Source organism: Streptococcus oralis (assembly GCF_003943415.1).
Lineage (GTDB): Bacteria > Bacillota > Bacilli > Lactobacillales > Streptococcaceae > Streptococcus > Streptococcus oralis_BJ.
Genome location: NZ_RJPK01000001.1, coordinates 155,355 through 182,307, shown reverse-complemented (window position 1 = coordinate 182,307; position 26,953 = coordinate 155,355). Strand labels below are relative to the sequence as shown.

Annotated in this window: 24 protein-coding genes; 5 read left to right on the top strand and 19 right to left on the bottom strand. The window is 42.5% G+C overall.

Going from position 1 to position 26,953, the window contains the following annotated elements:
• Nucleotides 1-133: 133 nt before the first annotated feature.
• From carB to D8801_RS00800, 6 genes are all read right to left on the bottom strand, one after another.
• Nucleotides 134-3,310 (bottom strand): carbamoyl-phosphate synthase large subunit, encoded by a 3,177-nt coding sequence (gene carB / locus D8801_RS00825; protein WP_125847188.1) that lies wholly within the window; start codon nucleotides 3,308-3,310, stop codon nucleotides 134-136.
• 428 nt (nucleotides 3,311-3,738) lie between these two features.
• The gene (locus tag D8801_RS00820) at nucleotides 3,739-4,821 is read right to left on the bottom strand and encodes a carbamoyl phosphate synthase small subunit (RefSeq protein WP_000746720.1); all 1,083 of its coding nucleotides are present in this window, start codon (nucleotides 4,819-4,821) and stop codon (nucleotides 3,739-3,741) included.
• 49 nt (nucleotides 4,822-4,870) lie between these two features.
• On the bottom strand, nucleotides 4,871-5,794 hold the full coding sequence (locus tag D8801_RS00815; RefSeq protein ID WP_125847186.1) for an aspartate carbamoyltransferase catalytic subunit: 924 nt from the start codon (nucleotides 5,792-5,794) through the stop codon (nucleotides 4,871-4,873).
• Nucleotides 5,795-5,815: 21 nt separating this feature from the next.
• On the bottom strand, nucleotides 5,816-6,337 hold the full coding sequence (gene pyrR, locus D8801_RS00810) for a bifunctional pyr operon transcriptional regulator/uracil phosphoribosyltransferase PyrR (RefSeq protein WP_125847184.1): 522 nt from the start codon (nucleotides 6,335-6,337) through the stop codon (nucleotides 5,816-5,818).
• Between the two features lie 208 nt (nucleotides 6,338-6,545).
• Nucleotides 6,546-7,175, bottom strand: coding sequence for an endonuclease III (nth, locus tag D8801_RS00805; RefSeq protein WP_125847182.1), 630 nt, complete (start codon nucleotides 7,173-7,175; stop codon nucleotides 6,546-6,548).
• A complete protein-coding gene (locus tag D8801_RS00800; protein WP_125847180.1) occupies nucleotides 7,175-7,717 on the bottom strand; it encodes a YceD family protein in 543 nt (180 codons plus the stop codon). The genes nth and D8801_RS00800 overlap by 1 nt, the downstream gene beginning before the upstream one ends.
• 168 nt (nucleotides 7,718-7,885) lie before the next feature.
• Here D8801_RS00800 and D8801_RS00795 point away from each other — a divergent pair, with 168 nt between their 5' ends.
• On the top strand, nucleotides 7,886-8,215 hold the full coding sequence (locus D8801_RS00795; protein WP_125847178.1) for a helicase BlpT: 330 nt from the start codon (nucleotides 7,886-7,888) through the stop codon (nucleotides 8,213-8,215).
• 331 nt (nucleotides 8,216-8,546) lie between these two features.
• Complete coding sequence (locus tag D8801_RS00790; RefSeq protein WP_125847176.1) at nucleotides 8,547-10,106, top strand: ATP-binding cassette domain-containing protein; 1,560 nt, start codon at nucleotides 8,547-8,549, stop codon at nucleotides 10,104-10,106.
• A 45-nt stretch (nucleotides 10,107-10,151) separates the two neighbouring features.
• Here the strand turns inward: D8801_RS00790 and htpX are convergent, their stop codons facing one another.
• Nucleotides 10,152-11,051, bottom strand: a complete 900-nt coding sequence (gene htpX / locus D8801_RS00785; RefSeq protein WP_125847174.1) for a zinc metalloprotease HtpX — start codon at nucleotides 11,049-11,051, stop codon at nucleotides 10,152-10,154.
• A gap of 1 nt (nucleotide 11,052) precedes the next feature.
• On the bottom strand, nucleotides 11,053-11,613 hold the full coding sequence (locus D8801_RS00780) for a LemA family protein (RefSeq protein WP_125453995.1): 561 nt from the start codon (nucleotides 11,611-11,613) through the stop codon (nucleotides 11,053-11,055).
• Between the two features lie 93 nt (nucleotides 11,614-11,706).
• Here D8801_RS00780 and rsmG point away from each other — a divergent pair, with 93 nt between their 5' ends.
• On the top strand, nucleotides 11,707-12,420 hold the full coding sequence (rsmG, locus tag D8801_RS00775; protein ID WP_125847172.1) for a 16S rRNA (guanine(527)-N(7))-methyltransferase RsmG: 714 nt from the start codon (nucleotides 11,707-11,709) through the stop codon (nucleotides 12,418-12,420).
• Nucleotides 12,421-12,728: 308 nt separating this feature from the next.
• On the top strand, nucleotides 12,729-14,012 hold the full coding sequence (locus D8801_RS00770) for a uracil-xanthine permease family protein (RefSeq protein ID WP_165941791.1): 1,284 nt from the start codon (nucleotides 12,729-12,731) through the stop codon (nucleotides 14,010-14,012).
• A 48-nt stretch (nucleotides 14,013-14,060) separates the two neighbouring features.
• Here D8801_RS00770 and D8801_RS00765 read toward each other — a convergent pair whose 3' ends face one another.
• The 10 genes from D8801_RS00765 to D8801_RS00720 form a co-directional block, all read right to left on the bottom strand.
• Nucleotides 14,061-14,819, bottom strand: a complete 759-nt coding sequence (locus D8801_RS00765) for a CPBP family intramembrane glutamic endopeptidase (protein ID WP_125847170.1) — start codon at nucleotides 14,817-14,819, stop codon at nucleotides 14,061-14,063.
• Nucleotides 14,820-14,963: 144 nt separating this feature from the next.
• The gene (locus D8801_RS00760; RefSeq protein WP_125847168.1) at nucleotides 14,964-15,875 is read right to left on the bottom strand and encodes a DMT family transporter; all 912 of its coding nucleotides are present in this window, start codon (nucleotides 15,873-15,875) and stop codon (nucleotides 14,964-14,966) included.
• Nucleotides 15,860-16,819: a serine hydrolase domain-containing protein gene (locus D8801_RS00755; protein WP_125847166.1), complete on the bottom strand. Its 960-nt coding sequence runs from the start codon at nucleotides 16,817-16,819 to the stop codon at nucleotides 15,860-15,862. The genes D8801_RS00760 and D8801_RS00755 overlap by 16 nt, the downstream gene beginning before the upstream one ends.
• Nucleotides 16,816-17,541: a CppA N-terminal domain-containing protein gene (locus tag D8801_RS00750; protein WP_125847164.1), complete on the bottom strand. Its 726-nt coding sequence runs from the start codon at nucleotides 17,539-17,541 to the stop codon at nucleotides 16,816-16,818. Before D8801_RS00750 ends, D8801_RS00755 begins: the two co-directional genes overlap by 4 nt.
• A 110-nt stretch (nucleotides 17,542-17,651) precedes the next feature.
• Complete coding sequence (gla, locus tag D8801_RS00745; RefSeq protein ID WP_125847162.1) at nucleotides 17,652-18,548, bottom strand: aquaglyceroporin Gla; 897 nt, start codon at nucleotides 18,546-18,548, stop codon at nucleotides 17,652-17,654.
• Between the two features lie 157 nt (nucleotides 18,549-18,705).
• Nucleotides 18,706-19,872, bottom strand: a complete 1,167-nt coding sequence (locus D8801_RS00740; RefSeq protein WP_125847160.1) for an ATP-grasp domain-containing protein — start codon at nucleotides 19,870-19,872, stop codon at nucleotides 18,706-18,708.
• A gap of 12 nt (nucleotides 19,873-19,884) precedes the next feature.
• Nucleotides 19,885-20,625: an esterase family protein gene (locus tag D8801_RS00735; protein WP_125847158.1), complete on the bottom strand. Its 741-nt coding sequence runs from the start codon at nucleotides 20,623-20,625 to the stop codon at nucleotides 19,885-19,887.
• A 20-nt stretch (nucleotides 20,626-20,645) separates the two neighbouring features.
• Nucleotides 20,646-21,470, bottom strand: coding sequence for an alpha/beta hydrolase (locus D8801_RS00730; protein WP_125847156.1), 825 nt, complete (start codon nucleotides 21,468-21,470; stop codon nucleotides 20,646-20,648).
• A gap of 136 nt (nucleotides 21,471-21,606) precedes the next feature.
• On the bottom strand, nucleotides 21,607-22,821 hold the full coding sequence (gene thiI, locus D8801_RS00725) for a tRNA uracil 4-sulfurtransferase ThiI (protein WP_125847154.1): 1,215 nt from the start codon (nucleotides 22,819-22,821) through the stop codon (nucleotides 21,607-21,609).
• 8 nt (nucleotides 22,822-22,829) lie between these two features.
• On the bottom strand, nucleotides 22,830-23,972 hold the full coding sequence (locus D8801_RS00720) for a cysteine desulfurase family protein (protein WP_125847152.1): 1,143 nt from the start codon (nucleotides 23,970-23,972) through the stop codon (nucleotides 22,830-22,832).
• Between the two features lie 137 nt (nucleotides 23,973-24,109).
• On the opposite strand from D8801_RS00720, the gene D8801_RS00715 reads away from it, so the two are divergent.
• Complete coding sequence (locus D8801_RS00715) at nucleotides 24,110-24,535, top strand: DUF6556 family protein (RefSeq protein WP_125847150.1); 426 nt, start codon at nucleotides 24,110-24,112, stop codon at nucleotides 24,533-24,535.
• A 44-nt stretch (nucleotides 24,536-24,579) separates the two neighbouring features.
• Here D8801_RS00715 and D8801_RS00710 read toward each other — a convergent pair whose 3' ends face one another.
• On the bottom strand, nucleotides 24,580-26,886 hold the full coding sequence (locus D8801_RS00710) for a DNA translocase FtsK (RefSeq protein WP_125847148.1): 2,307 nt from the start codon (nucleotides 26,884-26,886) through the stop codon (nucleotides 24,580-24,582).
• Between the last annotated feature and the right edge of the window lie 67 nt (nucleotides 26,887-26,953).

Sequence of the window (26,953 nt, the reverse complement as noted above, 5' to 3'; positions counted from 1 at the left end):
CAATTCTTCCTTATTATATCACATTTTGGAATGATTCTTAAGGAAAGAATGATAGTTGAAATAAGCAAGATCTATATTGCAAAAAGCCAGCGTTTTCTACGCTGACTTTTTAACTGTAAAAATTTTTTCTCAACTAGATTGCTTCTGTGACAAAACTACGGCTTTCCAGCACTTTGAGCATGGCATTGGCTGTGTCTAGGGCTGTGAAGAGTGGCACCCCGTGTTCAATGGCTGAACGGCGGATTTGCTCACCATCTTCGTCAGCAGTTCGTTTTGTTCCGACAGTATTGATAATCGCTTGAATTTTCCCTTTGCGAACAAAGCTTGGGATATCCTGTTCATCGTCACCAATCTTACCAACAGGTTGGGCTTTGAGTCCATGACTAGCAAAGAAGGCTGCTGTCCCTTCTGTCGCAAGGATACCATAACCGATATTTTGGAAACGACGAGCCAAGTCCAAGGCTTCATCTTTGGCATCATCAGCGATGGTAAAGACAACATTTCCAAAGGTTGGCAAGTGCAGGTAAGAAGCTTCAAAAGCTTTATAGAGAGCTTTTTCGAGAGTTCTATCAGAACCCATAACTTCCCCTGTTGACTTCATTTCAGGACCGAGCAAGCTGTCTACCTTAGCTAGTTTCGTAAAGGAGAAGACTGGCGCCTTGATATGAACGCGAGTACTTTCTGGATAAAGGCCATCTTGGTAGCCAAGTTCTTCAAGACTTTGACCAAGAATGAGCTTAGTCGCTACCTGAGCCATAGGAATATTAGTTACCTTAGAAAGGAATGGCACCGTACGACTGGCACGTGGATTGACCTCAATAACATAGACTTTTTCATCCTTGATGACAAACTGGATGTTCATCATCCCAAGACAGTTGAGGCCGATTGCTAGGCGTTTCGTATAGTCTGCGATGGTTTCCTGCACCTTTTGCGACAAGGTTTGTGGTGGGTAAACGGCCATTGAGTCACCTGAGTGGACACCGGCACGTTCGATATGTTCCATGATACCAGGGATGAGAACATTTTCACCGTCTGAAATGGCATCAACTTCACACTCTTGCCCAACAATGTAAGAGTCAACAAGGACTGGATGGTCTGGACTAGCCTTAACAGCGGTACGCATGTAAGAACGAAGATCTTCCTCATTTTCTACGATTTCCATGGCACGTCCACCCAAAACATAAGAAGGACGAACTAAGACTGGGAAACCAATCTTGCGAGCTGCAAGCACTGCTTCTTCTTCATTGGTTGCTGTTTGTCCTGGCGGCTGTGGAATATCCAAGTCTTTAAGGGCTTGTTCGAAGAGATCACGGTCTTCGGCACGATCCAAGTCAGCGACTTGTGTACCAAGGATGGTCACACCTGCTTTTGCCAATGGCTCTGCAAGGTTGATAGCTGTTTGACCACCGAACTGAACTATAACGCCTTTTGGTTGCTCAAGGTCAATAACATTCATGACATCTTCAAAAGTCAACGGTTCAAAGTAGAGCTTGTCAGATACCGAGAAGTCCGTAGAAACGGTCTCTGGGTTTGAGTTCATAATGATAGCTTCATAACCAGCCGCCTGTATAGCCTTAACAGAGTGAACAGTTGCGTAGTCAAACTCAACCCCTTGTCCGATACGGATTGGACCTGAACCTAGGACTAGGACAGATTCCTTATCAGACTTGATAGACTCATTTTCCCAGCCATAGGTTGAATAGAAGTATGGTGTTTCAGAGTCGAATTCTGCCGCACAAGTATCGACCATCTTGTAAACTGGGACAATTTTGTTTTCCAAGCGAAGTTGGCGAACCTGGTCAGCTGTCGTTTCCCAGAGTTCAGCAATCTTGCGGTCTGAGAAACCATTAAGTTTAGCAGTTTTCAAGACTTCTAAATCTTGTGGATGGGCACCCAATTCCTGCTCAATTTCAAAGATGTGCAAGAGTTTATCCAGATAGAAGATATCAATCTTAGTCAATTCAGCAATTTCTTCTGGTGTGTAACCACGGCGAATGGCCTCTGATACGTAGAAGAGACGGTCATCTTGGGCCTTGAAAACTTTTTCAATCAAGGCATCATCAGAAACGGTTGCAAGTTCTGGCATTTCATTGTGGTGAACTCCAATTTCAAGAGAGCGACATGCCTTGAGAAGTGATTCCTCGATGTTACGACCAATCGCCATGACTTCTCCAGTCGCCTTCATCTGGGTACCCAGACGACGCTCACCTTTTTCAAACTTGTCAAATGGGAAACGTGGAATCTTAGCAACGACGTAGTCAAGAGCTGGTTCAAACATAGCATAAGTTGAACCTGTAACTGGGTTGATGACCTCATCCAGAGTCAAACCAACGGCAATCTTGGCAGCCAATTTGGCAATCGGATAACCCGTCGCCTTAGAAGCAAGGGCTGACGAACGCGATACACGAGGGTTTACTTCGATAACATAGTACTTGAAGCTATGCGGATCAAGGGCCAGCTGAACGTTACACCCACCTTCAATCTTAAGAGCGCGGATAATGCTCAAGCTCGCGTCACGTAGCATTTGGTTTTCATAGTCCGACATGGTTTGCGCAGGGGCAAATACGATAGAATCTCCTGTGTGAATCCCAACTGGGTCAAAGTTTTCCATGTTACAAACCACAAGAGCATTGTCAGCCGAGTCACGCATGACCTCGTATTCGATTTCCTTGAAACCTGCAATGGAACGCTCAATCAAACATTGGGTAACAGGTGACAGTTTCAACCCATTTTCAGCGATTTCACGCAATTCTTCCTCATTGGCACACATACCACCACCAGTACCACCAAGGGTGAAGGCTGGACGGACGATAACTGGGTAGCCGATTGACGCCGCAAAGGCAACAGCTTCTTCCACTGTGTTGACAATTTCAGATTCAGGGATTGGTTGCTCAAGCTCTTCCATTAATTGTTTAAAGAGGTCACGGTCCTCTGCTTGGTCAATGGCAGACAATTTAGTTCCGAGAAGTTCTACACCAAGTTCATCTAAAATTCCGTTTTTAGACAATTCCATGGCCATATTGAGACCTGTTTGCCCACCAAGGGTTGGGAGCAAGGCATCTGGACGTTCCTTACGGAGAATACGCGTCACAAACTCGAGTGTAATCGGTTCGATGTAGACCTTGTCCGCAATCTCCTTATCTGTCATGATAGTGGCAGGGTTTGAATTCACCAAGATAACTTCATAACCTTCCTCTTTCAAAGACAAGCAGGCCTGGGTCCCCGCGTAGTCAAACTCAGCAGCCTGACCAATAATAATCGGACCAGAACCAATCACCATAATTTTTTGAATATCAGTACGTTTAGGCATTTATAAGATATTAAGGGCGTCAAGCGGACAAAGCTAAAATAGGAGTTATGACGAAGAACTATCAGTTCTAGGAATAACTATCTTTTTAGCACCGTCCGTAGCCCGTATTCAGTTCAGCAAATACGGACCACCCTTCTCCTTTCTATTCGTCGCCTCACAGAGCGACATTAAATAAATTCTCCGACGATTTTTTAGAGAAACGATATTTTTCGATAAAAAATCTAGTGCAGGGAGTTTTTAGTTCGCCTGATAGCGACTAAAAGAAACGACCTGCCTTTCTATTCGTCGCCTCACAGAGCGACATTAAATAAATTCTCCGATGATTTTTCAATAATAAATCGAGTGTAAAAATTTTCATCATCTCATTGCTCAACTAAAAGAAAGGACTTGCCTTTTTATTCGACAAGCCTCTGACAGAGTTTCCTATATCAGCGATTAGCAGATTTAAACGACTCCATCATTTCGATAAATTCATCAAAGAGATAGCTTGCATCGTGCGGTCCTGGAGCTGCGTCTGGATGGAATTGCACAGAGAAACCTGGTTGGTATCTGTGACGCACACCCTCAACTGACTTGTCATTGATTTCTTCATGGGTAATAATCAAATGCTCTGGCAAATCCTCACGGCTAACCGCATAACCATGGTTCTGGCTAGTAAAGTCTACTCGGCCTGTTGCAATTTCACGCACCGCGTGGTTAAATCCACGGTGACCAAACTTCATCTTGTAGGTCTTAGCACCATTTGCCATAGCAAAAAGTTGATGACCCATACAGATACCAAAGATTGGAATTTTCCCTTGCACACCACGAATCATATCAAGTGCCTGAGGAACATCTTCTGGATTTCCTGGACCGTTTGACAACATGACCCCGTCAGGATGGAGATGGAGAATCTCTTCTGCTGTTGTTGTGTATGGAACAACGGTCACGTTACAGTTACGCTTAGATAGTTCGCGTAAGATGGAGTGTTTGAGACCAAAGTCTACCAATACGACACTCAATCCAACTCCAGGAGCAGGATAAGCTGTCTTAGTAGAGACTTGCTTGATATTATCTGTCGGTAGAACTGTCGCTTGGAGCTGGTCTATGATATGGTCCATCGTATCACCAACATGCGTAAGGGTTGCACGCATGGTACCATGCTTACGGATAATTTTTGTCAAAGCTCGGGTATCAATTCCTGAGATACCTGGGATTTTCTTCGCTTTCAAGAATTCATCCAAGGTCATTTGATTGCGCCAGTTGCTGGCTCTACGCGCTTCTTCAAAAACTACTACTCCCTTGCAGGTAGGAGTGATTGACTCGTAGTCGTCACGGTTAATTCCATAATTTCCCACCAAAGGATAGGTAAAGGTTAAGATTTGTCCATTGTAAGACTGGTCAGTAATGGATTCTTGGTAACCAGTCATCCCTGTGTTAAAGACGATTTCCCCTGTTACATCAATATCTGCTCCGAAGGCCTTGCCTTCAAATACTGTACCATCTTCTAATACTAGAAGTCGTTTTTTCATCTACTCACCTCTCGTTGATGCTCTCAGACATCTTTTAACGCTTTGTGCCTTATTTTGCTTTTCTATAGGCCAGCACAGATTCTAAAATTGCCATTCTGACAAAGACACCGTTGGTCATTTGCTGAACAATACGTGATTTCGGTGCTTCTACCAAGTGATCAGCGATTTCCACATCACGATTGACTGGAGCTGGGTGCATAAGGATTGCTTTTTCTTTCAAGCGGTCATAGCGTTCTTGTGTCAAACCATGCTGGTTATGATAGTCTTCTTTTGAAAATCCTGTCACAATTTCATGACGTTCATGCTGCACACGAAGAAACATCATAACATCTACTTGATCAATCACCTCATCAATTGATATAAAGCGACCGTAATGTTCAAACTCCTCACTTCTCCATTCCTCAGGACCAGCAAAGTAAAGCTCCGCTCCCAAGCGTTTAAGGATTTGCATATTAGACTTAGCTACCCGTGAGTGGTTGAGGTCGCCAGCGATAGCCACCTTAAGACCTTCAAAATGTCCAAATTCTTCATAAATTGTCATCAAATCAAGCAAACTTTGGCTAGGGTGTTGCCCTGAACCGTCCCCACCATTGATAATCGAAGTTGTGATGGTCGGGCTAGCAATCAATTCTCTGTAGTAGTCCACCTCTGGGTGACGAATGACACAGGCATCCACTCCTAGTGCAGAAAGCGTCAAGATCGTGTCATAGAGTGTTTCACCCTTATTCACTGAACTGGTCTTCACATCGAAATCCAAAAGATCAAGTCCAAGTTTCAGTTCTGCTACCTCAAAGGATTTGTGGGTACGAGTTGAACTTTCAAAGAAAAGGTTGGAAACGATATGTTGTTCCTCATAAGAAGCACTCGCTCCGTTTTTAAATTCGATTCCTCGTTTAATCAATTTCATTACTTGTTCTACAGTAAGGTCTTCCATAGAAACGACATGTTGCAAAGCTTGTTGATTTTCTGACATTTTTTTACTCCTTTTAGTGTTTTAGGCTTGTTCTGTGATTAGTACTCTGTCCTGTCCATCTAGTTCTGTCATCTCTACGATAATTTCTTCAGAACGACTGGTTGGGATGTTTTTTCCAACATAGTCCGGACGGATTGGAAGTTCTCTATGACCACGATCAACCAAGACTGCCAAACTCACACGGGCAGGGCGACCATGGCTAACGATGTTGTCAATAGCTGCACGAATAGTACGACCTGTATAGAGCACATCATCCACCAAAATGACTTCTCGATCTGTCACATCAACAGAGATTACAGAGGTATCTTCCCCACTTTTGACATCGTCACGGAAAGGTTTGGTATCCAATTCTACTACGGGAACAGAGACATTTTCTAACTGCTCCAAACGTTCTTGGATACGATGGGCGATAAAGACACCTCGCGTTTTAATACCAGCCAAAACGATTTTGTTCAAATCTTTGTTTCGCTCAATAATCTCGTAGGTAATCCGAGTAATCGCTCGTTTGACGGTCAATTCGTCTACAACTTCTTTTGTCCTCATGACAAACCTCCAAAAAGAAAAGTCTCCTTAACAAGGAGACTTCAGAATGTATAGCCAAGCCAGCCCTACTGTAAAGAGTATAGACTCCGACTATCTATTGATCCAGCTCCTTGCCTGCCTCACGGGACAGGTTTAAAGGAATATTTTATTGTTATTACTATATCACAAAGAAAGGATCAATGCAAGAAAAAAACATAAAATTTTTATCTTATAACGAACTAAAATCATATAATTGGGGATAGTGATCGCATTCTGGGTTCTTTGGATGACAGATAGCCCGTCCAAAGTAAATCATGGCCTGGTGAGCTGCTAACCATTCTTCTGGTGGCAAGACATCCATAACACGTTTTTCTACTTCAAGTGGCGTAGCTGATTTTTTAACGATATCGTGATGCTTACAGATACGCTCCACATGAGTATCCACTGCAAAAGCAGGAATTCCAAACCCCACACTCATGACGACATTAGCTGTTTTACGACCAACACCCGCTAGACTTTCTAATTCCTCTCGAGTCTGAGGAACTTGACCATCAAAATCATCTAGTAACTGTTGGGCACATTTTTTAAGAAATTTAGCCTTATTTCGATACAGTCCCAGACGAGAAATGTGTGAAGCAATTTCACTTTCAGTCGCGACAGACATGGCTTGTGGCGTTGGAAAAGCAGCGAAGAGACCTGGGGTGGCCTTATTTACCGCTGCATCTGTCGTCTGAGCTGACAACATCACTGCAACCAAGAGTTCAAAATGATTAGTAAAATCAAGACTAGGCTTAGCATCTGGAAAAAGGGCAATAATTTCTTCTAGCACCTTTCGTGCTCGTTTTTTTGACAAGACCATTATTCGTCTCCGTCAAATAGTCCTTGCAAGCCTGCAAATGGACTGTTTTCTTCTTTCTTGACTGCTTGTTGAGCCTGGTATTCATCTTCAGTCATGATTTGCCAGTCATTTCCAGACACAAAACCTTGACCAGCTTCTTCTTCTGCTGTTAAGACCTTGATTGGAATGTTTAGCAAGATATTATCGGAAACGCTCTCAGCAAGGTCGATTTCCCCATTTTCGATAGGCAAGACCAAGTCATCATCTAGAACTTCCTGGTCCAGTTGGTTGGTCGCTCCTTCCATGAAAACTTCTGTCACTGGATATGACTCAGCCAACTCAACTGGCTCCATACTGCGGCTGGAAGCAAGAACAATGGTATATGACAACTGATAGTCTAAGAAATACAGACGGTCTTCATACTGCACCTTTCCCACTGCAAGGATATCTTTGACATCTAAAATTTCTTGATTCCGTTTACGCAAGTCTGCTGCCAGGTCTAAAACTTGTTCAAAATGCAGGCCTTCAGGCTGCTTACGAATTTCTTGAATATTTAACTTCATATTTCCTCCATAAAGATGTACTCACTTGATTATACCATGAAAAGGCTATAAGTCAGCTTCCCAAACTTTGATATTAAAATCTCATTTTTTAACATATTTACTATGACAAACTTTCCTATTAGTGCTATACTATAGGCAAGAATACATCAGAGCAAGGAGGATGCTCATATGGAAGACAAAGCCCTGATTAACGAAGCTTACCAACTCCTATCCGAGTTAAATAAAAGCTACCAAAGCTGCAAACAAGGAACAGCCGATGATTTCCGTCTACAAGAACTGCTAAACAGCACTCTCAAGGAACTTAAAAAAGCTGAAACGGTTAACAACAGTATCTTAATTGACCTTGAGAAATTTTACCAACGTACCAGTCTACTGATCGGACTGGGGAGCCTAAAACTAAACGACCCAGCACGCACCGCTTGGCGTAACTATGACAAGTTCCATTACGAGCACGTCAAACACGTACTGACTCTCTATGGACCTGTTTTTGGTTTTTAGAGCTTGGAATTTCCAGTTTTCTGTTGACAAAATTTCCTTAAAGGTATAGGATAGAGGTACTAATACTCGGAGGTAAGGGAGACATGAACAACTAATCTATCAAATAAAGAATCTTTATTTAGTAGATCTTGTTTTTGTCTCTTTTTGTGTGCTCTTTTTGTACTGGATTTTCTGGTACTTTATCCTCATTAAAAATCAAAAAACTAGAAAGCTATGCTCCTCTTGGGTTGGGTTAGGCAGCTCCAAGCTAGTTTGACGAGCTTTTCAACGAGGATAATAGAGTTTTTGACAGTGACTTTAGGCTCTACTAGGTAAAGTAGAGCTTTTTGTTATGCACTATCGACATTCTAGAAAGGGCAACAATATGATAAAAATCAATCATCTAACTATCACGCAAAACAAAGATTTACGAGACCTTGTATCTGACTTAAGCATGACTATCCAAGACGGGGAAAAGGTTGCTATTATTGGTGAAGAAGGAAATGGTAAATCGACTTTACTACGAGATTTAATGGGGGAAGCATTACCTGATTTTACTATCAAGGGCGACATCCAGTCTAACCTTCAGTCACTGGCTTACATTCCTCAAAAGTTACCTGAGGAGCTAAAAAATAGAACTCTACACGATTACTTCTTTTTAGAGTCTACTGATTTAGACTACAGTATCCTCTATCGTTTGGCTGAGGAGTTACATTTTGATAGTGATCGCTTCGCTAGTGAGCAAAAGATTGGCAGTCTATCAGGGGGCGAAGCTTTGAAAATTCAACTCATCCATGAATTAGCCAAACCCTTTGAGATTCTATTTTTAGATGAACCTTCAAATGACCTAGACCTTGAGACGGTTGATTGGCTAAAAAGGCAGATACAAAAGATTAGGCAAACTGTTATTTTCATTTCCCATGATGAAGACTTTCTTTCTCAAACGGCTGATACTATTGTCCACTTGCGACTGGTCAAGCATCGGAAAGAAGCGGAAACGCTAGTCGAGCATTTAGACTATGATCGCTATAGTGAGCAGAGAAAGGCTAGTTTTGCCAGACAAAGTCAGCAAGCTGCTAACGACCAGAGAGCCTATGACAAAACCATGGAAAAACATCGCCGAGTTAAGCAAAATGTAGAAACTGCACTTCGAGCAACCAAAGACAGTACTGCCGGTCGCCTATTGGCTAAAAAGATGAAAACTGTTCTCTCTCAAGAAAAACGCTACGAAAAGGCAGCTCAGTCCATGGCACAAAAGCCACTTGAAGAGGAACAAATCCAACTTTTCTTCTCAGATATCCAACCATTAGCGGCTTCTAAAGTCTTAGTTCAACTGGAAAAGGAAAAGTTGTCCATTGGCCAGCGCATTTTAGCTCAGGAGTTACGACTAACGGTCCGTGGCCAAGATAAAATCGGTATCATCGGGCCAAATGGTGTTGGGAAATCGACTCTGCTAGCCAAGTTGCAGCAACTACTTAGCGCCAAAAGAGAAATTTCGCTTGGTTTTATGCCACAAGATTACCATAAAAAACTGCAATTGGAGATGTCACCAGTAGCCTATCTCAGCCAAACTGGACAAAAAGAGGAACTACAGAAAATCCAATCTCACCTAGCTAGTCTCAATTTCAGCTATCCAGAGATGCAGCACCAAATCTGTTCCTTATCTGGCGGGCAACAAGGTAAACTGCTTCTTTTGGAATTAGTCCTGCGCAAACCAAACTTTCTTCTTCTAGATGAGCCTACACGTAATTTTTCTCCCACTTCTCAACCCGAAATAAGAAAACTCTTTGCCTCTTATCCCGGCGGTCTGATCACTGTTTCGCATGACAGACGCTTCTTAAAAGAGGTCTGTACGAGTCTCTATCGTTTGACAGAAAATGGTTTGGAAGTCGTCGCTTTACAAGATTTATAAATGTTGAACATAGCAAAAATCCAGAGAAATCTCTCTGGATTTTGTTTACATTTGTTTCAAGCGTTCGATTCGTTCTGAGATAGGTGGGTGGGTATAAAAAAGTTTTTGAAGTCCCCCACCTTTCTTAGGATCATTGATATAAAGAGCGCTGCTAGCATCGTCAACATGGTGATGCATCGGCTCGCTATTGTCCAATTTACGCAAGGCATTAATCATCCCTTGAGGATTGCGAGTCAGCTCCACACTGGATGCATCCGCCAGGAATTCTCGCTGACGAGAGATAGCTAGTTGCACCAAGGTTGCTGCGAGAGGTGCTAGAACAATAGCTAAGAGAGAGATAACAAGCATGATAATCTCTAGACCATTTCCATCACGATCATTATCACTCCGTCTGCGGCCTGCGCCACCCCACCACATCATCCGACCAGCCATACTAGATAGCAGTGTAATGGCACTGGCAAGGGCAACAGCAATGGTCGAAATGCGGATATCGTAGTTCCGAATGTGACTGACTTCATGACCCATGACCGCTTCTAGCTCCTCACGATTCATGATGGCTAGGAGACCCGAAGTAGCCGCAACTGCCGCATTCTGCGGGTTAGAACCTGTTGCAAAGGCATTTAAAGAAGAATCCTCAATGATGAAAACACGCGGCATGGGAATCTGAGCGACCATAGCCATATCTTCCACTACATGGTAGAGGTCTGGTGCTGTTTGCCCATCAACCTCACGCGCCCCATTCATAGACATGACAATCTCTGTCGATTGAAAGATCATAGTTAGAGCGTAGATAAAACCAATAATCAAGGCAATTATCATGCCGCCAAGACCTGAACGCATAAAGAGATAGCCAACCGCATAACCAACCAAGGTCAAGAGTAGGAAGAAAACCAGCAATAAAATCCAAGTTTTTCGTTTATTGCTCGCAATTTGATCAAACAACATCTTAGTCACCTAAACCGCTAAAGTCAACTTTAGGAACTGCCTTTTCCTCTTCAGGTGTTTGAAGGAAGTCTGCAGCTTTAAAGCCAAATAGTCCTGCGATGATATTACTTGGGAAGCTTTCAAGTTTTACATTGTAGTTGCTGACAACACTGTTGTAGAGTTGGCGTGAGTAAGAAATTTTATTTTCTGTATTGGTCAACTCTTCTTGCAATTTGATAAAGTTAGCACTAGCTTTCAAGTCTGGGTAATTCTCTGCTACTGCAAAGATACCAGAAATTTGGCGAGTAAGGGCATCGCTGGCCTTCATAGCTTCAGCTGGCGAGGTTGCTGCGGCTACCTGTCTACGAAGTTCTGTCACTTTTTCCAAGGTAGAACCTTCATATTTCGCATAGCCTTTGACTGTTTCAATCAAGTTTGGGAGGAGATCATTACGACGCTTCAACTGAACATCGATCTGGCTCCAAGCCTCCTTGGTTTGCATACGATTTTTAACCAAACCGTTATAGCTAACAATCACAAAAATAACAATCAGAGCCAAAACTCCAAGAATAATCCAAATCATAATCTTATTCCTTTCTGCTTTTAGATTAATACCAGTATATCAAAATTTTAATGAATATGGTAAAATAAGATGATACTAGAGAAGGAAACTACTATGAAACCAGAAACATTTTACAACTTGCTTGCCGAGCAAAATCTTCCACTTTCGGACCAGCAAAAGAAACAATTTGAACGGTATTTTGAACTCTTGGTCGAGTGGAATGAAAAGATTAACCTGACCGCTATTACAGATAAAGAAGAAGTTTATCTCAAACATTTTTATGATTCGATTGCACCTATTCTGCAAGGTTTAATTTCAAATGAAACTATCAAACTTCTTGATATCGGGGCTGGGGCAGGATTTCCTAGTCTCCCCATGAAAATTCTCTATCCTCAGTTAGATGTGACCATCATCGATTCGCTCAATAAGCGCATCAACTTCCTTCAACTTTTAGCTCAAGAGCTGGATTTGGATGGTGTTCACTTCTACCATGGGCGTGCAGAAGATTTTGCCCAAGACAAGAACTTCCGCGCCCAGTTTGATATAGTAACAGCTCGTGCGGTTGCTCGCATGCAGGTTTTGTCTGAACTGACCATTCCCTATCTTAAAGTCGGTGGAAAACTATTGGCACTCAAGGCCAGCAATGCCCCCGAGGAATTGCTAGAAGCTAAGAATGCCCTCAACCTCCTCTTTAGTAAGGTCGAAGACAACCTCAGCTATGCCCTACCAAATGGAGATCCGCGTTACATCACAGTCGTCGAAAAGAAAAAGGAGACGCCTAACAAGTACCCAAGAAAGGCTGGCATGCCCAACAAACGCCCGCTTTAATTTTTTTAGTAAAAAAAATTACAAAATCAACCTCGCTCTTACATTTTTAGGCTCGGGAAAAAATGATTTACAAAATCATTCCTCGCTCTTGCATTTCTAGGCTCGGGAAAAAATGATTTACAAAATCATTTTTTTCTGCTATACTATCCTAAGCAAAGGTTTTTAATGTCATCCCGTGAGGTGACGAAGACGCAGAAATATATGAAGTTCTTTAAGAATGGAATAATCTTTTTTAAAGAAGTCTTACTCTGAGAGCCTATTGCTGTAAAATAATGGGCTCTTTTTTGATGCCTAAAAGTGAGGTTTATATGAAACAAGAATCAACTATTGATTTGTTACTAGACGTTGACCAACGTCCTTCAGCTGGTAAAGGGATTCTTTTAAGCTTCCAGCACGTTTTTGCCATGTTTGGTGCAACCATTCTCGTTCCCTTAATTTTGGGAATGCCTGTATCTGTTGCCCTTTTTGCATCAGGCGTTGGGACACTCATCTACATGATTTCGACTGGTTTTAAAGTTCCAGTCTATCTCGGATCATCCTTCGCCTTTATCACGGCCATGTCTCTAGCTATGAAAGAGATGGGTGGCGATGTATCGGCCGCTCAAACTGGGGTTATCCTGACTGGTTTGGTTTATGTCCTTGTGGCTGCAAGTGTTCGTTTTGCAGGTACAAAATGGATCGATAAACTCTTACCACCAATCATTATCGGACCCATGATCATCGTTATCGGTCTTGGACTGGCAAATTCAGCTGTTACAAACGCTGGACTTGTAGCAGATGGAAATTGGAAAAATGCACTTGTAGCTGTCGTAACTTTCTTGATTGCTGCCTTTATCAATACAAAAGGAAAAGGTTTCCTACGTATCATTCCTTTCCTCTTTGCCATCATCGGTGGTTACATCTTCGCAGTAACACTTGGCTTGGTTGACTTTACACCAGTCCTAGAAGCTAACTGGTTTGAAATCCCTGGTTTCTACTTACCATTTAGTACAGGCGGAGCCTTCAAAGAGTATAACCTCTACTTCGGTCCTGAAACAATCGCCATCTTGCCAATCGCTATCGTAACCATTTCAGAACACATCGGTGACCATACCGTCCTAAGCCAAATCTGTGGACGTCAGTTCCTGAAAGAACCAGGACTTCACCGTACTCTTCTTGGTGACGGTATTGCAACATCTGTATCTGCTTTCCTCGGTGGACCAGCCAATACGACTTACGGCGAAAATACAGGAGTTATCGGTATGACTCGTATCGCTTCTGTCTCCGTTATTCGTAACGCAGCCTTTATTGCCATCGCTCTTAGTTTCCTTGGTAAATTCACTGCCTTGATCTCAACAATCCCTAGTGCTGTACTTGGTGGGATGTCTATCCTTCTCTACGGAGTTATCGCCAGCAACGGTTTGAAAGTCTTGATCAAGGAGCGCGTTGATTTCAGTCAAATGCGTAACCTCATCATTGCTAGTGCTATGTTGGTTCTTGGGCTTGGTGGAGCCATCCTCAAAGTAGGACCAGTTACCCTTTCAGGTACTGCCCTATCAGCTATGACAGGTATCATCTTAAACTTGATCTTACCATACGAAAACAAAGACTAGTCATCTATATAGACAAAATCCACTCAGTTGAGTGGATTTTTCTGATTCTTACCTTCCCCACGCAATCAAGAGATACAGGAGGCTAGAACCAAACATGTCTACCAGAGCATGCATAAGGAAAAATGGCAAAAGATTTTTAACCTTATACTTGTATAGAAAATAATAGAATAAACCATAAACTACACCAATAACCAGTGCCCACACCAATCCTTGATAAGTGTGAAAAGAAATCCGAATGAGGGTAGAATAAAACAAAACCCGCCACTTGTGCTTTTCTTTCACTGAGGTCAACAACCCTAGAAAGAAAAATTCTTCATAGAAGCCATTTAACAAGGCATAGGCAATTGCCATCGGACTAAGCGCTAGGAATTTCCGTATAACTTCCATGGGATCTATGTGGGCAAAAAGAGCTGGATTTAAGTAATTGTATTCACCAGTTAGTGTCGTCACCAAGTCTCCAAACAAACCCACAATGGCAAATATAGAAGGAACCCAAAAGAGAAGGGACCAGGTCCAACGAATGGGAAGTTGTTTGAAATCATAATTCCGAATCAAAAGGTAAAGCAAGGCTAAGGTAAGAAGTATCACTTGCAGGGTGAAGTTGCTCAAATAGCCTACCCCCTCGCTGACAGTATTACTTACTGTATCCATTGTAGTTGAAAGACCTGTCGGAAACATACTTGCTAAAAAGAGCTCCGTTGACCGAATGATAAACTGACCAAACATTAAAACTGTAATAATCAGAATGTCAAACCATCTCAAGTAGCGCAGGGGCTTAGTTGGGTGAATGCTTTGTAAAATTTTCATATCTCCTCCTTCTAGCAGTTAAAGATTGGTTTATTGTAAGAAAAGAAACTTAAAATTTTATAAAATTCCACTCCCATTCCTTATCCATAATCAATATTTCGATAGGATATTCAAACCAACCACTTTTTACGAGTAACTAGTTTCTCATTCAACCTTCCGTTTATTTTCTATCAACAAATCTTTCAAAGAAATGATGGCTACCGCAAGTAAAATCATAGCCATACCGACAAAATCAATTGCATAGAATTGCTCTTTCATAATCAGAAAGGCAAAGAAAACAGCAGAGATGGGCTCTATGGAAACCAATAAACTGGACTTAACAGGGCCTATCATACTAGCTCCTTTTAGGAAAGCTGTATAGGCAAAGACCGTGCCAATGATGATAATGCCAGCAAATGCAAAAAGAAAATCCAAACTTGTCGGTATACTGGCCTGCAAAACCCCTGTGAAGGGAATAGCCACCACTCCAGAAATAACCATGCCCACACCAATCACCAACATACTCCCCCACTTCTTAATCAAGGCAATAGGAAGGATAATATAGAGGGCATAGGTCAAGGCAGAAAAGAGGCCCCAGAAAAGACCAGCAGGTGTGACAGACAACTGGTCAACTTTCCCGTGCGTCGCAATCAGAAAAGTTCCTCCTATAGCCAATCCAATCGAAATAAGCTCAGCCAGTGTCGGAGCTACCCTGTCCTTGATACAAGTATAAATCAAGATCCCAACGGGGCATACATACTGGAGAACTGTCGCCGTTCCAGCATTGGTTTCCTGAATGGCAGAAAGATAGGCAAACTGGTTTAAGAAAAGGCCAAACAAGGCAAATAACAAGAGAGAGTAAAGGCTTTTCCTGTCATTTAAAAAAGCAAGGAGTTTATCCTTTGCGGTCGCATAAGTTAAAAATACCAGGACCAATCCTGCAATAATGAGTCGCAGATTGGTCAAGACTAGAGCGGAAATACCGTGTGCCATCAGGTATTGGCCACTGGTTCCAGACAAGCCCCAAGCAATTCCTGCAACTACTGTAAAGAGAGTTCCTTTTACGGTTTTTGACATTCTTCCCCCTGCTCTTCTTGACGAATCATTTCCATGACTTGGTTTCGATCGATTATCCACTGAGCACGTTCATCTCTCTCATACGTTCGATTGGATAAAAAGATGGCAGCTTCTTGTTTCTCTCGATTCCACATGATGAAGGTACCTGTATAGCCCGTATGGTCAAGCCAGTCTCCCTCCAGATTCCAAGCTAGCGATCGCTCTTTATCCTCTAGGGGAGAGTAATTTCGACTTAAGTTTTCAGCAAAATCATCTTTCAAATAATGTTCCAGAAAGATTTGCAAATCCTTAACAGTTGAAAATAAACCCGCACTTCCAGCATGTCTGCCCAAAAGACGGGCTTTGGGATCGTGAATACTGCCTGCCTCTACTCCCCTCACTGTTGGTACAGCAAACTCAACGGGACCAAACATGGTTTCCTTCATCCTCCATGGGTTCAAAACTTGTTCTTCTATAATCTGATCCAAGTCTTGTTCAAAGATTTTCTCCAAAAGAAAGCCCAAGAGTAAAAAGTGAACATCCGAGTATAGAAAAGCAGGCTGACTACGTCTATTCAGATGAAACATGGCCTCTCTTAATTCCTCAGAACCCAACTGGTCCCTATTGGGAATAAAGGGGTCCAGATTTGTTGCGTGGGTCAAGAGTTGACGAATAGTGATATCTGGGTAATCGCATTCAGGAAAAAAATCTGTCACTGGTCGATCAATGTCTAGTTTCCCCTGTTGCCACAAGAAGGTGTAGACTGTCCCTACTCCCACAACCTTACTCACACTGGCTAGGTCATAGACTAGCCCCGACTCTGTTTTCAAACCTTTCTCAGGATCACTAAATCCCAGATAAGATTCTTTCCATTTACCATCCTTAAAATACGCAAAAGAGGCCCCGGGATAGACCCCTGCCTCGATTTGATCTTCTATTTTTTTTAGAATTTTTGTCCACTTCATGCTTCTTCAAACCACAATTCGATGTTATTGCTATCTTTACCAAGGAAGAATTTTTCGGACTTAGGAACAAAGTAGCCTGTCTTTTCAAATTTCTGACGAAGACTAGTCAACTCTAGATTCTTTACCAAAAATTTCAGCATAGACAAGTCCCAGGTAACATTGTTTTCAACAGCCAAATCTTGTCCTTGCCCTTTAGTAAAGGTAATGGCATTAGTCGCCAATTCTGAATCAAGTAAACTCTCCCTGTCCTCAGGCAGACGGAGTTCAACGGAAACTTCAAATTGACTCAAATATTTTATGCTTGTATTTAAACAAAATTCAGGAATCGTATCTAGCGGAACTAAATCTTCAATATGATTTTCCGCATGAACAAGGATCACATCCTGTTCAGGAGAAACAATCTCAAAAGCATAACCACAGCTTCCTTTAAATAGGCGAGGAAGGGACTTCATCTGTGAAAGAAGGTCCTCGATTTCAGAAGGATTGTCAACTTTTACCAAGAGTCTAGCTAACTTCTTAACTCCTTCAACTCTGCGTGTTCTCATGCTCGGAGCTTCTTCTAAAATCAATCTTTCAGTACCTGTCTGGTCTCCCAAGGAAAGAAAGGCCGACTCTTCTAATAAGGGTTTCATCCCTAGGGTTTCAATGTAAAATTTTTCATTTAATTTTCGGTTATTAACTTTCACAGTCGGAATGATCCGAACAATCTCATTCACACTCATAAATTCCTCCAACTCTTTTATTCTAAAGGATTTTCGAATATTTTACAAGCCATATCTGATTTATTTAGAAATTTTATAACAAAAAAACTGGGTTTCCCCAGTTTCTCTTATTATAGATAAAGTAGTTTGAATACTGCTACTGCTGCAATACCCGCTGCGATTGGAGCTACAACTGGTACCCATGCATACCACCATTTTGAATCACCCTTGTGTTGACCAAGAACTGATTTTGGAAGAACAGCGTGAAGGAGACGTGGTCCAAAGTCACGAGCTGGGTTCAAACCTGGTCCTGTAGGACCACCAAGAGATGTTACCAAGGCCATGACTAGGAAACCAAGTGCCAAGTGTGCGATAGCAGAAGAACCATTTGTAGATTGTGCAAATATATTATGTATAGCATTTTTTACATCTGATTCTGCAATTTGTTGACCTGCTAATGTAGCTTGCTGAACTTGTTGTTGAACTGTAGATTCTGCGACAGCTTTAAGTTCTGCACCAAAATGTAGTTTTGTCAAACCTAGTGCTGCAAAGAAAAGAACAAATGAACCTACAAACTCATTTAGGAAACCGTTAACCGTTGCTGCGAAACGTGATTCTTTTGTACCGTGGTCGATGCTTGAAATCGTTGAGAAGGTACCCAAGATATTGTTTGGGTTTTCTGTTTTCAAGTAGTAAGGACGGTGAGTCGCTACAACCAAAGCTTGACCAAAAATTGCCCCCAAAACTTGCGCAAGGATGTAAAACGGTACTTGATCCCAAGAGAAAAGCCCGCTAACAGCAAGTCCAAGAGTGAAAGCTGGGTTGATGTGGTTACCAGAAACGTTACCGAACATCAAGGCTGGGATCATAACCCCCATACCATAACCAACAGCGATAACGAGCCAGCCACTTTGGTGACCTTTCGTACCTTTAAGTTCAACGTTGGCAACTGCACCATTTCCAAGAATGATCAAAATAGCAGTTCCCAAAAATTCAGTGGCATATTTAATAGCCCATGTAAAATCCATTTGATAGATTCTCCTTAAATTTTTTTAGACAATCCTTATTCTATCAATTTTTAGGCCTTTTAGCAACCGATTTTCTAAAAGAATATCTGGAAAACGCTTTATTTAACTTATCTTTAAGAAAAGGACAAAAGAAGTCAAACTTCTTTCATCCCTTTCGTTACTCTTGACGTTGACCAAAATCTGCAATCATCTGCTCCATCTCTTGACGGCTTGGAGTTATCAACATATAAAGGTAATCCCCTTGTAGCTCTGCAAAGGCTGCTGGCATGATTTTTTTGACCTTGAATTGCTGGCTGTATTTGGCAAGAAGGTCCTCTTCTGAATAAACATAGTTAGCATTAGCACGACGTGATGTAGCTAGACAGTATTGAGGTTCAAACTCTGATGTTGGAAACTCCTCACCTGCGACAATAGCTGCATAACCTCGGTAGAGATCCAAGGAGTGAGCGAAGTTATAAACATCAATGGTAAAACCACCTGCAGGACGATTGTTGTACTCAATGGCGATATAGTCAGCTCCCTCACGGAAGAATTCGATATGGAAAAAACGCTCCTTCATGCCAAATTCTTTGACTATGGCCTCACCATATTTGCGCAGTTTTTGATCCATATTCTTGAGCACATAGTAGGAATTGTCCATCTTATAAATCATGAGATCAAGTGGTGTATGGGCATAATCGAAAGTCGTTGAAAAGACGATGTTGCCATTCTTGTCCACAAGTCCGTCAAAGGTACAGATTTCGCTAGAAGTGACAAATTTTTCAAAGAAATAAACGGTAGAATGGTCCCATTCAGCCTTGAAGTGATTTACATCTTCTTCTGTCTCAAGCTTAAAGGTTGCTGCCGCTCCCACTCCGTTATCAGGTTTGGCAATCATTGGTAGACCGATTTCTTTCACTGCTTTATCCACATCTGCTTCCGTCTGGATAACAGCTCCAGGTACCACAGGGACACCTGCTTTTTTGAAACGTTTCTTCATTTCAGACTTATATTTCGTCTTTTTGAGATCCTCGGGTTTGGCACCAAAGACATTGAATTGTTCTCTAAGTGCTGCGTCTAGCTCAAGCCAGTATTCATTGTGTGACTCGATTCGATCGATAGGACCATGCTTGTAGAAAAGAAAGGCAACAGCACGCTTGACTTCGTCTATATTCTCAAGATTGTCCACACGGAAATACTCAGTTAGGCTATTGCGCAAAGGCTCATCTAGTTGTTCGTAAGGCTCCTGACCAATTCCCAAGACTGTGATGCCTTTATTAGCTAACTCGATTGTAAACTGTTGAAAGTTTTGCGGATAGTAGGGAGAAATAACAAGGTAATTCATAGGCAACTCCTTTTATAGATACAGGTGTCCAAGAAAATAGGGCATTTGTTTACGCCACCATTCCCAGTCGTGGGCGACATCGTGTCCCCATTCAGCAAACCAGGCTGGAATTTGTTTCTGGTCAAAGGCTTCTTTAAGCTTGTAGAAAGATGGTAGACCATCTTGTTCCCAGGCACCGAGGCCCGTACAAACGACAATCTCCGCCTGACGGTAACGATCGATAAACCAGCCGTCATTCTGATTCCAGATATAATCTACTGGCGAGTTTTGATAAATGGCATCGTCATTGTAGTAATCGCCGACAAAGAAACGCGCGTCGTAAACACCGCTGAGAGCAATCACCTTGGTAAAGACATCTGGATGCTGGAGGAAGAAATTGAGTGCATGGTAAGCCCCCATCGAGCAACCCGTAGTCATCATGCCATCAAACCAACCTGTCTTATGCTTGATAAAAGGAATGGCCTCCTCAATCACATAGCGTTCGTAAGCTCGATGCATCTCCGCTTGGTCATGATTATTTTTCCAAGTGGCCAACCAGCTCTCACTGTCAACGCTGGAGAGAGTAAAGAATTGAACACGACCTTCTTCGATAAAGGAAGCACAGGCATCAATCATACCAAAATCATAGTATTCATTGTGACTGCCACCAGATGAAGCAAAAACCACAACTGGAATCCCAGCATGCCCATAACGGTTGAGATACATTTCACGATTAAGATTGCCACTCCAGTGGCTGAGGTTTTCAATATGCATTGGCTTTCTCCTTTCTTAACTTACCATTTCTCTGCAAAAAATCGGAGACAGTCTGGTAAATTTTCCGACCAAGGTATTTCACTATGGATGGCACCAGACTGAACTTTCAAAACAAGATTATCCAAGTCTACTCCACCTGCAATCAAATCATGGTAATAGCGAAGCGACGAGTCGATATAGGCTTGTTTGATATTGCCAGCCATCAGGGTCTTGTCCGTATCGTCTGCTTCTTCTGTTCCTACATAGATGAAAATGCGCTGTTCAGGCGACAGTTTCTTACGCTCGATGTAGCGGTTAAAGGCTTCTTGGTGGAGCCAGTTGGCAGATGAAAAGACACCCAGACAACCAATTCGGTCTTGGTATTCCAGTCCGATAAACTGGGTAATATTGCCTCCTAATGACGATCCAATCATGACCGTATGCTGGCGGTCAGCTTTGGTACGGTAGGTCTCATCGATAAAAGGCTTGATCACCTCCATGACAAACTCGGAATACTCCACACCTTTACCGCCAAACTGCTGCCCTGGAATAGGAGATTCTTGAAACTTCCAAGCTGCGTACTCATTCATCCGTCCCATACCATCATTGTCAATGGCTACAACAATCATGCGACTGATATCCGGATTTCGCTTAATGGCTGGAATAATCTTCCAAGAGTGTCCGATATAGGACTCCTTGCTGTAAAAGACATTTTGCCCATCGTGAAAGTAAACAACAGGGTAAAAACGGTCTGTGTCTTTCTCGTAGTCCTTAGGCAGGAGAACACGCACTCGACGCTCTTTTCCTGTATAAGGAACCTTGAGTTTGTGTTCTTTCATTTTTAAGTAAAAGTAGGAATGATTCATTGTCAGAAAACTCTCTATATTCAAAATTTTATCTTATTATACCATAAAAATAGAAAAAAAGTCAGTTAATGTCCATTTAAAGGATAAATAACTAACTTTTTTCATTTGTTTTTCTGAATTCTTCTGGATTTTCTGATTAGAGGAGATTGTCAATTAACTCATCGACAGCATCTTTTTCAGCCTGAGGTGTAATCTCAGTGATCATGATACCAGCCACTGCTCGCTCAACCAAGCCTTCAACATCCATCCATTTTTCATACTTCTCAGCATTCTCTATCTTAGGATTGGTCTTAGGACGGTCAGGTGCAAAAATAGTACAGCAGTCCTCAAACGGCTGGATAGAAATTTCAAAGGTATCGATTTCCTGAGCGATGTCAATGATTTCCAACTTGTCCATAGTGACCACAGGGCGGATGATGGGAGTGTTGGTCACAGCGTTGATAGCCTGCATACTTTCCAAGGTCTGGCTCGCTACTTGGCCAAGGCTTTCCCCATTGATAATGACCAGACCCTTTCTCACCTCACGGATACGGTCAGTAATCCGCATCATAAACCGACGCGTCAAAGTCATGAGGTAGGCTTCTGGCGCCTTGGCCTTGATTTCCTCTTGAATCTCAGTGAAAGGCACTTCGATAAATTGGATATTACCACCAAACTTGGTCAATTTACGGGTCAAATATTGGGCCTTCTTGAGAGCTCCAGGGCTAGTGTATGGTGGGCTAGCAAAGTGAACCGCCTCGATATCTACCCCACGTTTAAGAGCTAGATAACCTGCTACAGGTGAGTCAATTCCTCCTGACAACATGAGCATCCCCTTACCAGAAGTACCCACTGGTAAACCACCTGCTCCACGAATGGTTTCATAGGAAAGATAAGCAGCTTCCTCACGAATCTCCACCTGAAGAGTGATATCAGGATTTTTCATCTGGGCTTGAATAGTAGGAATTACGTCGAAAACAGATCCACCAAGGGTTTGATTAAGTTCACGACTGTCCAATTCAAAGCTATGGTCGCTTCGTCTACTAGAGATTTTAAAAGTCATGCCTTCCTTGTAGATGTCTTGCATAATCTCTTGCACGGCAGCTTTGAGAGTTTCAACAGACTTTTCAACTTTGTAAACTGGAGAAAAGTTTTGAATCCCGAATACTTGTTTGAGTGATTCTGCAACTGCTGTGTAATCGGCTCCATTCAGGTAAACGTGGGCACGGTCGCGATCAGCGGTTACCTTAACTTGGGGATAGATGGACAAAACGTCTGAAATGTTATTGCGAAGTTTATTGATGAAACGCATGCGGTTTTTGCCCTTGGTTGACAACTCTCCGTAGCGAATCATAATTTCTGAATACTGCATGAATGCTCCTATCTTACTTTTCTAGTTTGATTGTAAATTAATTTTAGCTTGGTCAAGAACTGCTCAACCTGACTCATATCATTTTCAAGGTCTAGGCTTAAACGCACAGCTGACTGGGCCTTATCTTTGTCCACTCCCATGACAATCAAGGTACCCGCAGGTTTCCCAGCCTTGGATGAACAAGCAGAGGTTGTGGAAATGAAAATATCATAGTCTTCAAAGGCATGGACGATGACTTCTCCACGAACACCCTTAATCCCAAAAGTCAGGATATGAGGGGCAAAGTCTTCCTCATCTGAAAAGACGAAAATATCTGAATAGTCCAGAAGGGCTTGGCGAATGACTGCCTTCATCTGGCTTGTCTTAGATATAAACAGGTCTAGCTTTTCCATAGCCAATCGGAGAGCTTTGGCTGTCGCTGCAATCCCTGCCACATTTTCAGTTGTCGAGCGATAATCGCGCTCTTGACCACCACCTGTTAAAAGAGGCGTGATTTTCTTACCAGACTTGATATAGACAAAGCCAACACCTCTGACACCATGAAACTTATGACTTGAGAAGGTTGCAAAATCCACTCGATCTGTCAGATACTTTTCAGTCGGAATCTTGGCAAGTGCCTGAACCGCATCCACGTGGAAGGAAATGGTTGGTTTATCAGCTAAAAGTTCTGAAATAGCTTCAATAGGTTGGATAGAGCCGATTTCATTGTTAACTGCCATGATGGAAATGAGGGTCGTATCAGGTCGAATCAAACTTGCTAGAGCCTTGACATCTACAAATCCTTTCTCATCAACTGGGGCAATATCCACCTCAAAACCTTGACTTTTCAGCCAGAGTGCTGACTCCTTGACTGCTGGATGCTCAATAGCTGATACGATGATGTGCTTGCCAAACTGGGCTTTTTCAAAGGCTACACCCTTGATGACCCAGTTATCCCCTTCTGTTCCACCAGATGTAAAGAAGATTTCATCACTTTTCTTCCCAATCAAATCTGCAATTTGCTGCCGGGAAGCATCTAAAATTCGTGTTGCCTGGTCTCCCAAACGATGGAGACTAGACGGATTTCCTACAATTTTTGAAGCGACCTGCATATAGGTCTCTAGAGCTTCAGGATAAGGCTTAGTTGTCGCCGAATTATCAAAGTAGATCATGTATTCTCACGCTTTCTAAAATCACTCCTTCTATTGTATCACGAAAAGAGACCTGCGACAAGAAAGGGAGGTTTCTCTTTTTTTAAGATTTTTTTAAAGAAATGAGGTATAATAAATCATAATCAAAGGAGAGTATCATGTCTAACTATCGTAGAACTTCAAAACCAAAAACAGAACACATCAAAAAGGGATTTACTGTCTTTCAAAAAACGATTGCTACCATCGGTAGTATCCTTGGCCTAATCACCGCTACTATCACCATCATGAACGCCATGGATAATAACAAAAACAACAAAAAAGAACCAACGACAACCCAAACAACTGTTGTCAAGGAAATTCAAAAGGAATCCCCTCAGGAAAATACTACACCTAACAAGGACAACACTTCTACTAAAGAAAATACCCCACAAGAAGAAACTTCTCAATCCAACAAGAAAGAGGAGAAAAAAGAAGAGCAGAAAACAACAACTCAGGACTCTTCTACACCTGCTACAAATAAAGAAACAAGCGATAGCGGTACACAGTCAAATACGACGAGTTCAGAAAATAAAACGAACCAGTAGTCACTAAAATAGCTTCCTTCCAAACTTGGAAAGAAGCTATTTTTTTATTGTTGCAATACTTTTCGTGGTTTGGTTCCCTCAGCTGGACCAATGACACCTGCCATCTCAAGTTCTTCCATAAGGCGGGTCGCACGGTTAAATCCAACAGACAAACGACGCTGAATCATAGAAGCACTGGCTTTCTGTGTCTCGATAACCAGAGCCTTGGCTTCCTCAAAGAGCGGATCGCCGCCAGCTTCACCATCAGAGACATCTCCTTCATTTTCAGGAACATCTCCTGGGTCAAAGTTATCATCATAGTCCGCATCAGCCTGAGCCTTGATGAAGTTTACGATACGTTCAACATCATCATCCGAGATAAAGGACCCTTGCAGACGGACTGGGTGATTTTCATCAATTGGTTTAAAGAGCATGTCTCCTCGACCAAGCAGTTTTTCAGCGCCATTTTCATCCAAGATGGTTCGTGAATCTGTACCTGAAGAAACTGCAAAAGCCACACGAGACGGGACATTGGCCTTGATAAGACCAGAGATAACATCAACCGATGGCCGCTGCGTTGCAAGAATCATGTGAATCCCTGCAGCACGCGCCTTCTGTCCGAGACGGATGATGGCATCTTCTACTTCCTTGCTAGCCACCATCATAAGGTCAGCCAACTCGTCCACAATAACAACAATCAAAGGCAGGGGTACTTGTTTGTACTCAGACTGGGCATTGAATTCTTCAACCTTGGCATTGTAACCAGCTATATTTCGCACTCCAACCTTAGCGAAGAGTTCATAACGGTTTTCCATCTCATCCACGACCTTTTGGAGAGCCTTGCTAGCCTTGCGTGGATTGGTCACAACTGGGATCAAGAGATGAGGAATATCGTTGTAAACCGATAGCTCAACCATCTTTGGATCCACCATCATAAACTTGACCTGGTCTGGTCTTGCTTTCATCAGAATGCTAGCGATAATACCGTTAACTGCGACTGACTTCCCGGATCCCGTCGAACCTGCAACCAGTAGGTGAGGCATCTTGGAAAGGTCAAAGGTACGAGCAGTTCCATTAACTGCCTTCCCCAGAGGAATTTCGAGGAGATTTTCTGGTTTAGTCTGAGACTGTTCCCAGAGCTCACGGAAAGAAACGGTCGCAATTTCAGAGTTAGGAACCTCAATCCCGACTAAAGATTTACCAGGGATCGGAGCCTCAATCCGAACATCCTTGGCCGCTAGAGCAAGCGCTAAGTCGTCTGCCAGATTGGAAATGCGGTTAACCCGTACACCGACTGCTGGCTTGACTTCATACTTGGTAACAGATGGGCCGATTTCAGCTCGTTCCACCGTTACCTTGATACCAAAGCTAGCAAAGGTTTCTTCTAAGATTTTGATATTTTCTCGAACAATCTTCTTTTCCTTGGACTGATCTTTGGGTTTATCTGGCGCAAAGAGTTGCAAGCTTGGTAGCTTGTATTCGAGGGCTTCCTTGGCAGAAAAATCAACCTGCACCTCTTCATCCTCAAAGTCTTCTTCCTCATCTGGAACTTCAACGTCAGCTTGAGGGAGGATGATCTCCGGTTCACTCCATTCTTTTTCAGGAATTGGGGGGAAATCGTAGTCTGGTACTTCAGATAAGATTTCTCCAGTTTCAGGATCTACAGGAGGAAGCGGTAGGGTATCCTTTTCTTCTTGTTCTCTCTGAATTCTGGCTGCTTCTTCAGCTTCTTGGCGAGCCTTTTCTTCTTCTCTCTTGATGAAGCGTTCCTGTTTTCTCTGTTCCTGTTTTTCCATGAAGGATCTAAACTGAGCTCCAATAAAGGCTGCAACGTCATAAATAGACCAAGGACTGACCAAGAGTGCCCCAACTAGAATCAAGAGAACTCCAATAAAGTACGATCCGATATTTGAGAAAAGAAAGGCAATGGGGATATAAAGTCCGACACCTAGCAGGCCTCCACCAGCAAAGCTAGTCACCCGGATACCAGTCAGGTCCGTCATAACTTGAGACAAAGTCCCTTTTAGAACTGCCTGCTCCAAGCCAAATTTCCAGACAAGATAGGCCTCAAAAATTAAGAGTAAGCCAGCGAAGATACAGAGAAATCCTGACAGAAGTCCTTCTTGCTTACGTATCCATTTAAATAGAAAGAGATAAATGAGGAGGGCACCGATGGCCACATAGGCCAAACTTCCAACCACCAGTCGAATGAGATTGTAAAGGGTGATACCCGCCGCACCAAGCTTGAGGGCTGCAATAATCAACAATAAGGCAATCCCTAAGGAAATCAGCATCCTCTGGATAGCCTGTTTTCTTTCGAGTTCTGCTTTAGACGGTCTCCGTCTTGTTTTTGTAGTATTCTTGTTTGCCATTCTTCTATTATATCATATTTCAGAAACTTCTAGAGAAATCAAAAAAGACTGCCCACTTTTGTGTTCA

Coding starts and splice junctions, on each gene's coding strand:
- thiI (WP_125847154.1), bottom strand. CDS start 22,821: ATGCAGTATTCAGAAATTATGATTCGCTACGGAGAGTTGTCAACCAAG.
- htpX (WP_125847174.1), bottom strand. CDS start 11,051: ATGTTGTTTGATCAAATTGCGAGCAATAAACGAAAAACTTGGATTTTA.
- D8801_RS00730 (WP_125847156.1), bottom strand. CDS start 21,470: ATGAATCATTCCTACTTTTACTTAAAAATGAAAGAACACAAACTCAAG.
- D8801_RS00710 (WP_125847148.1), bottom strand. CDS start 26,886: ATGGCAAACAAGAATACTACAAAAACAAGACGGAGACCGTCTAAAGCA.
- D8801_RS00720 (WP_125847152.1), bottom strand. CDS start 23,972: ATGATCTACTTTGATAATTCGGCGACAACTAAGCCTTATCCTGAAGCT.
- D8801_RS00740 (WP_125847160.1), bottom strand. CDS start 19,872: ATGAATTACCTTGTTATTTCTCCCTACTATCCGCAAAACTTTCAACAG.
- carB (WP_125847188.1), bottom strand. CDS start 3,310: ATGCCTAAACGTACTGATATTCAAAAAATTATGGTGATTGGTTCTGGT.
- rsmG (WP_125847172.1), top strand. CDS start 11,707: ATGAAACCAGAAACATTTTACAACTTGCTTGCCGAGCAAAATCTTCCA.
- D8801_RS00755 (WP_125847166.1), bottom strand. CDS start 16,819: ATGAAGTGGACAAAAATTCTAAAAAAAATAGAAGATCAAATCGAGGCA.
- D8801_RS00790 (WP_125847176.1), top strand. CDS start 8,547: ATGCACTATCGACATTCTAGAAAGGGCAACAATATGATAAAAATCAAT.
- D8801_RS00715 (WP_125847150.1), top strand. CDS start 24,110: ATGTCTAACTATCGTAGAACTTCAAAACCAAAAACAGAACACATCAAA.
- gla (WP_125847162.1), bottom strand. CDS start 18,548: ATGGATTTTACATGGGCTATTAAATATGCCACTGAATTTTTGGGAACT.
- D8801_RS00815 (WP_125847186.1), bottom strand. CDS start 5,794: ATGTCAGAAAATCAACAAGCTTTGCAACATGTCGTTTCTATGGAAGAC.
- D8801_RS00760 (WP_125847168.1), bottom strand. CDS start 15,875: ATGTCAAAAACCGTAAAAGGAACTCTCTTTACAGTAGTTGCAGGAATT.
- nth (WP_125847182.1), bottom strand. CDS start 7,175: ATGGTCTTGTCAAAAAAACGAGCACGAAAGGTGCTAGAAGAAATTATT.
- pyrR (WP_125847184.1), bottom strand. CDS start 6,337: ATGAGGACAAAAGAAGTTGTAGACGAATTGACCGTCAAACGAGCGATT.
- D8801_RS00795 (WP_125847178.1), top strand. CDS start 7,886: ATGGAAGACAAAGCCCTGATTAACGAAGCTTACCAACTCCTATCCGAG.
- D8801_RS00750 (WP_125847164.1), bottom strand. CDS start 17,541: ATGAGTGTGAATGAGATTGTTCGGATCATTCCGACTGTGAAAGTTAAT.
- D8801_RS00800 (WP_125847180.1), bottom strand. CDS start 7,717: ATGAAGTTAAATATTCAAGAAATTCGTAAGCAGCCTGAAGGCCTGCAT.
- D8801_RS00770 (WP_165941791.1), top strand. CDS start 12,729: ATGAAACAAGAATCAACTATTGATTTGTTACTAGACGTTGACCAACGT.
- D8801_RS00735 (WP_125847158.1), bottom strand. CDS start 20,625: ATGCATATTGAAAACCTCAGCCACTGGAGTGGCAATCTTAATCGTGAA.
- D8801_RS00765 (WP_125847170.1), bottom strand. CDS start 14,819: ATGAAAATTTTACAAAGCATTCACCCAACTAAGCCCCTGCGCTACTTG.
- D8801_RS00780 (WP_125453995.1), bottom strand. CDS start 11,613: ATGATTTGGATTATTCTTGGAGTTTTGGCTCTGATTGTTATTTTTGTG.
- D8801_RS00820 (WP_000746720.1), bottom strand. CDS start 4,821: ATGAAAAAACGACTTCTAGTATTAGAAGATGGTACAGTATTTGAAGGC.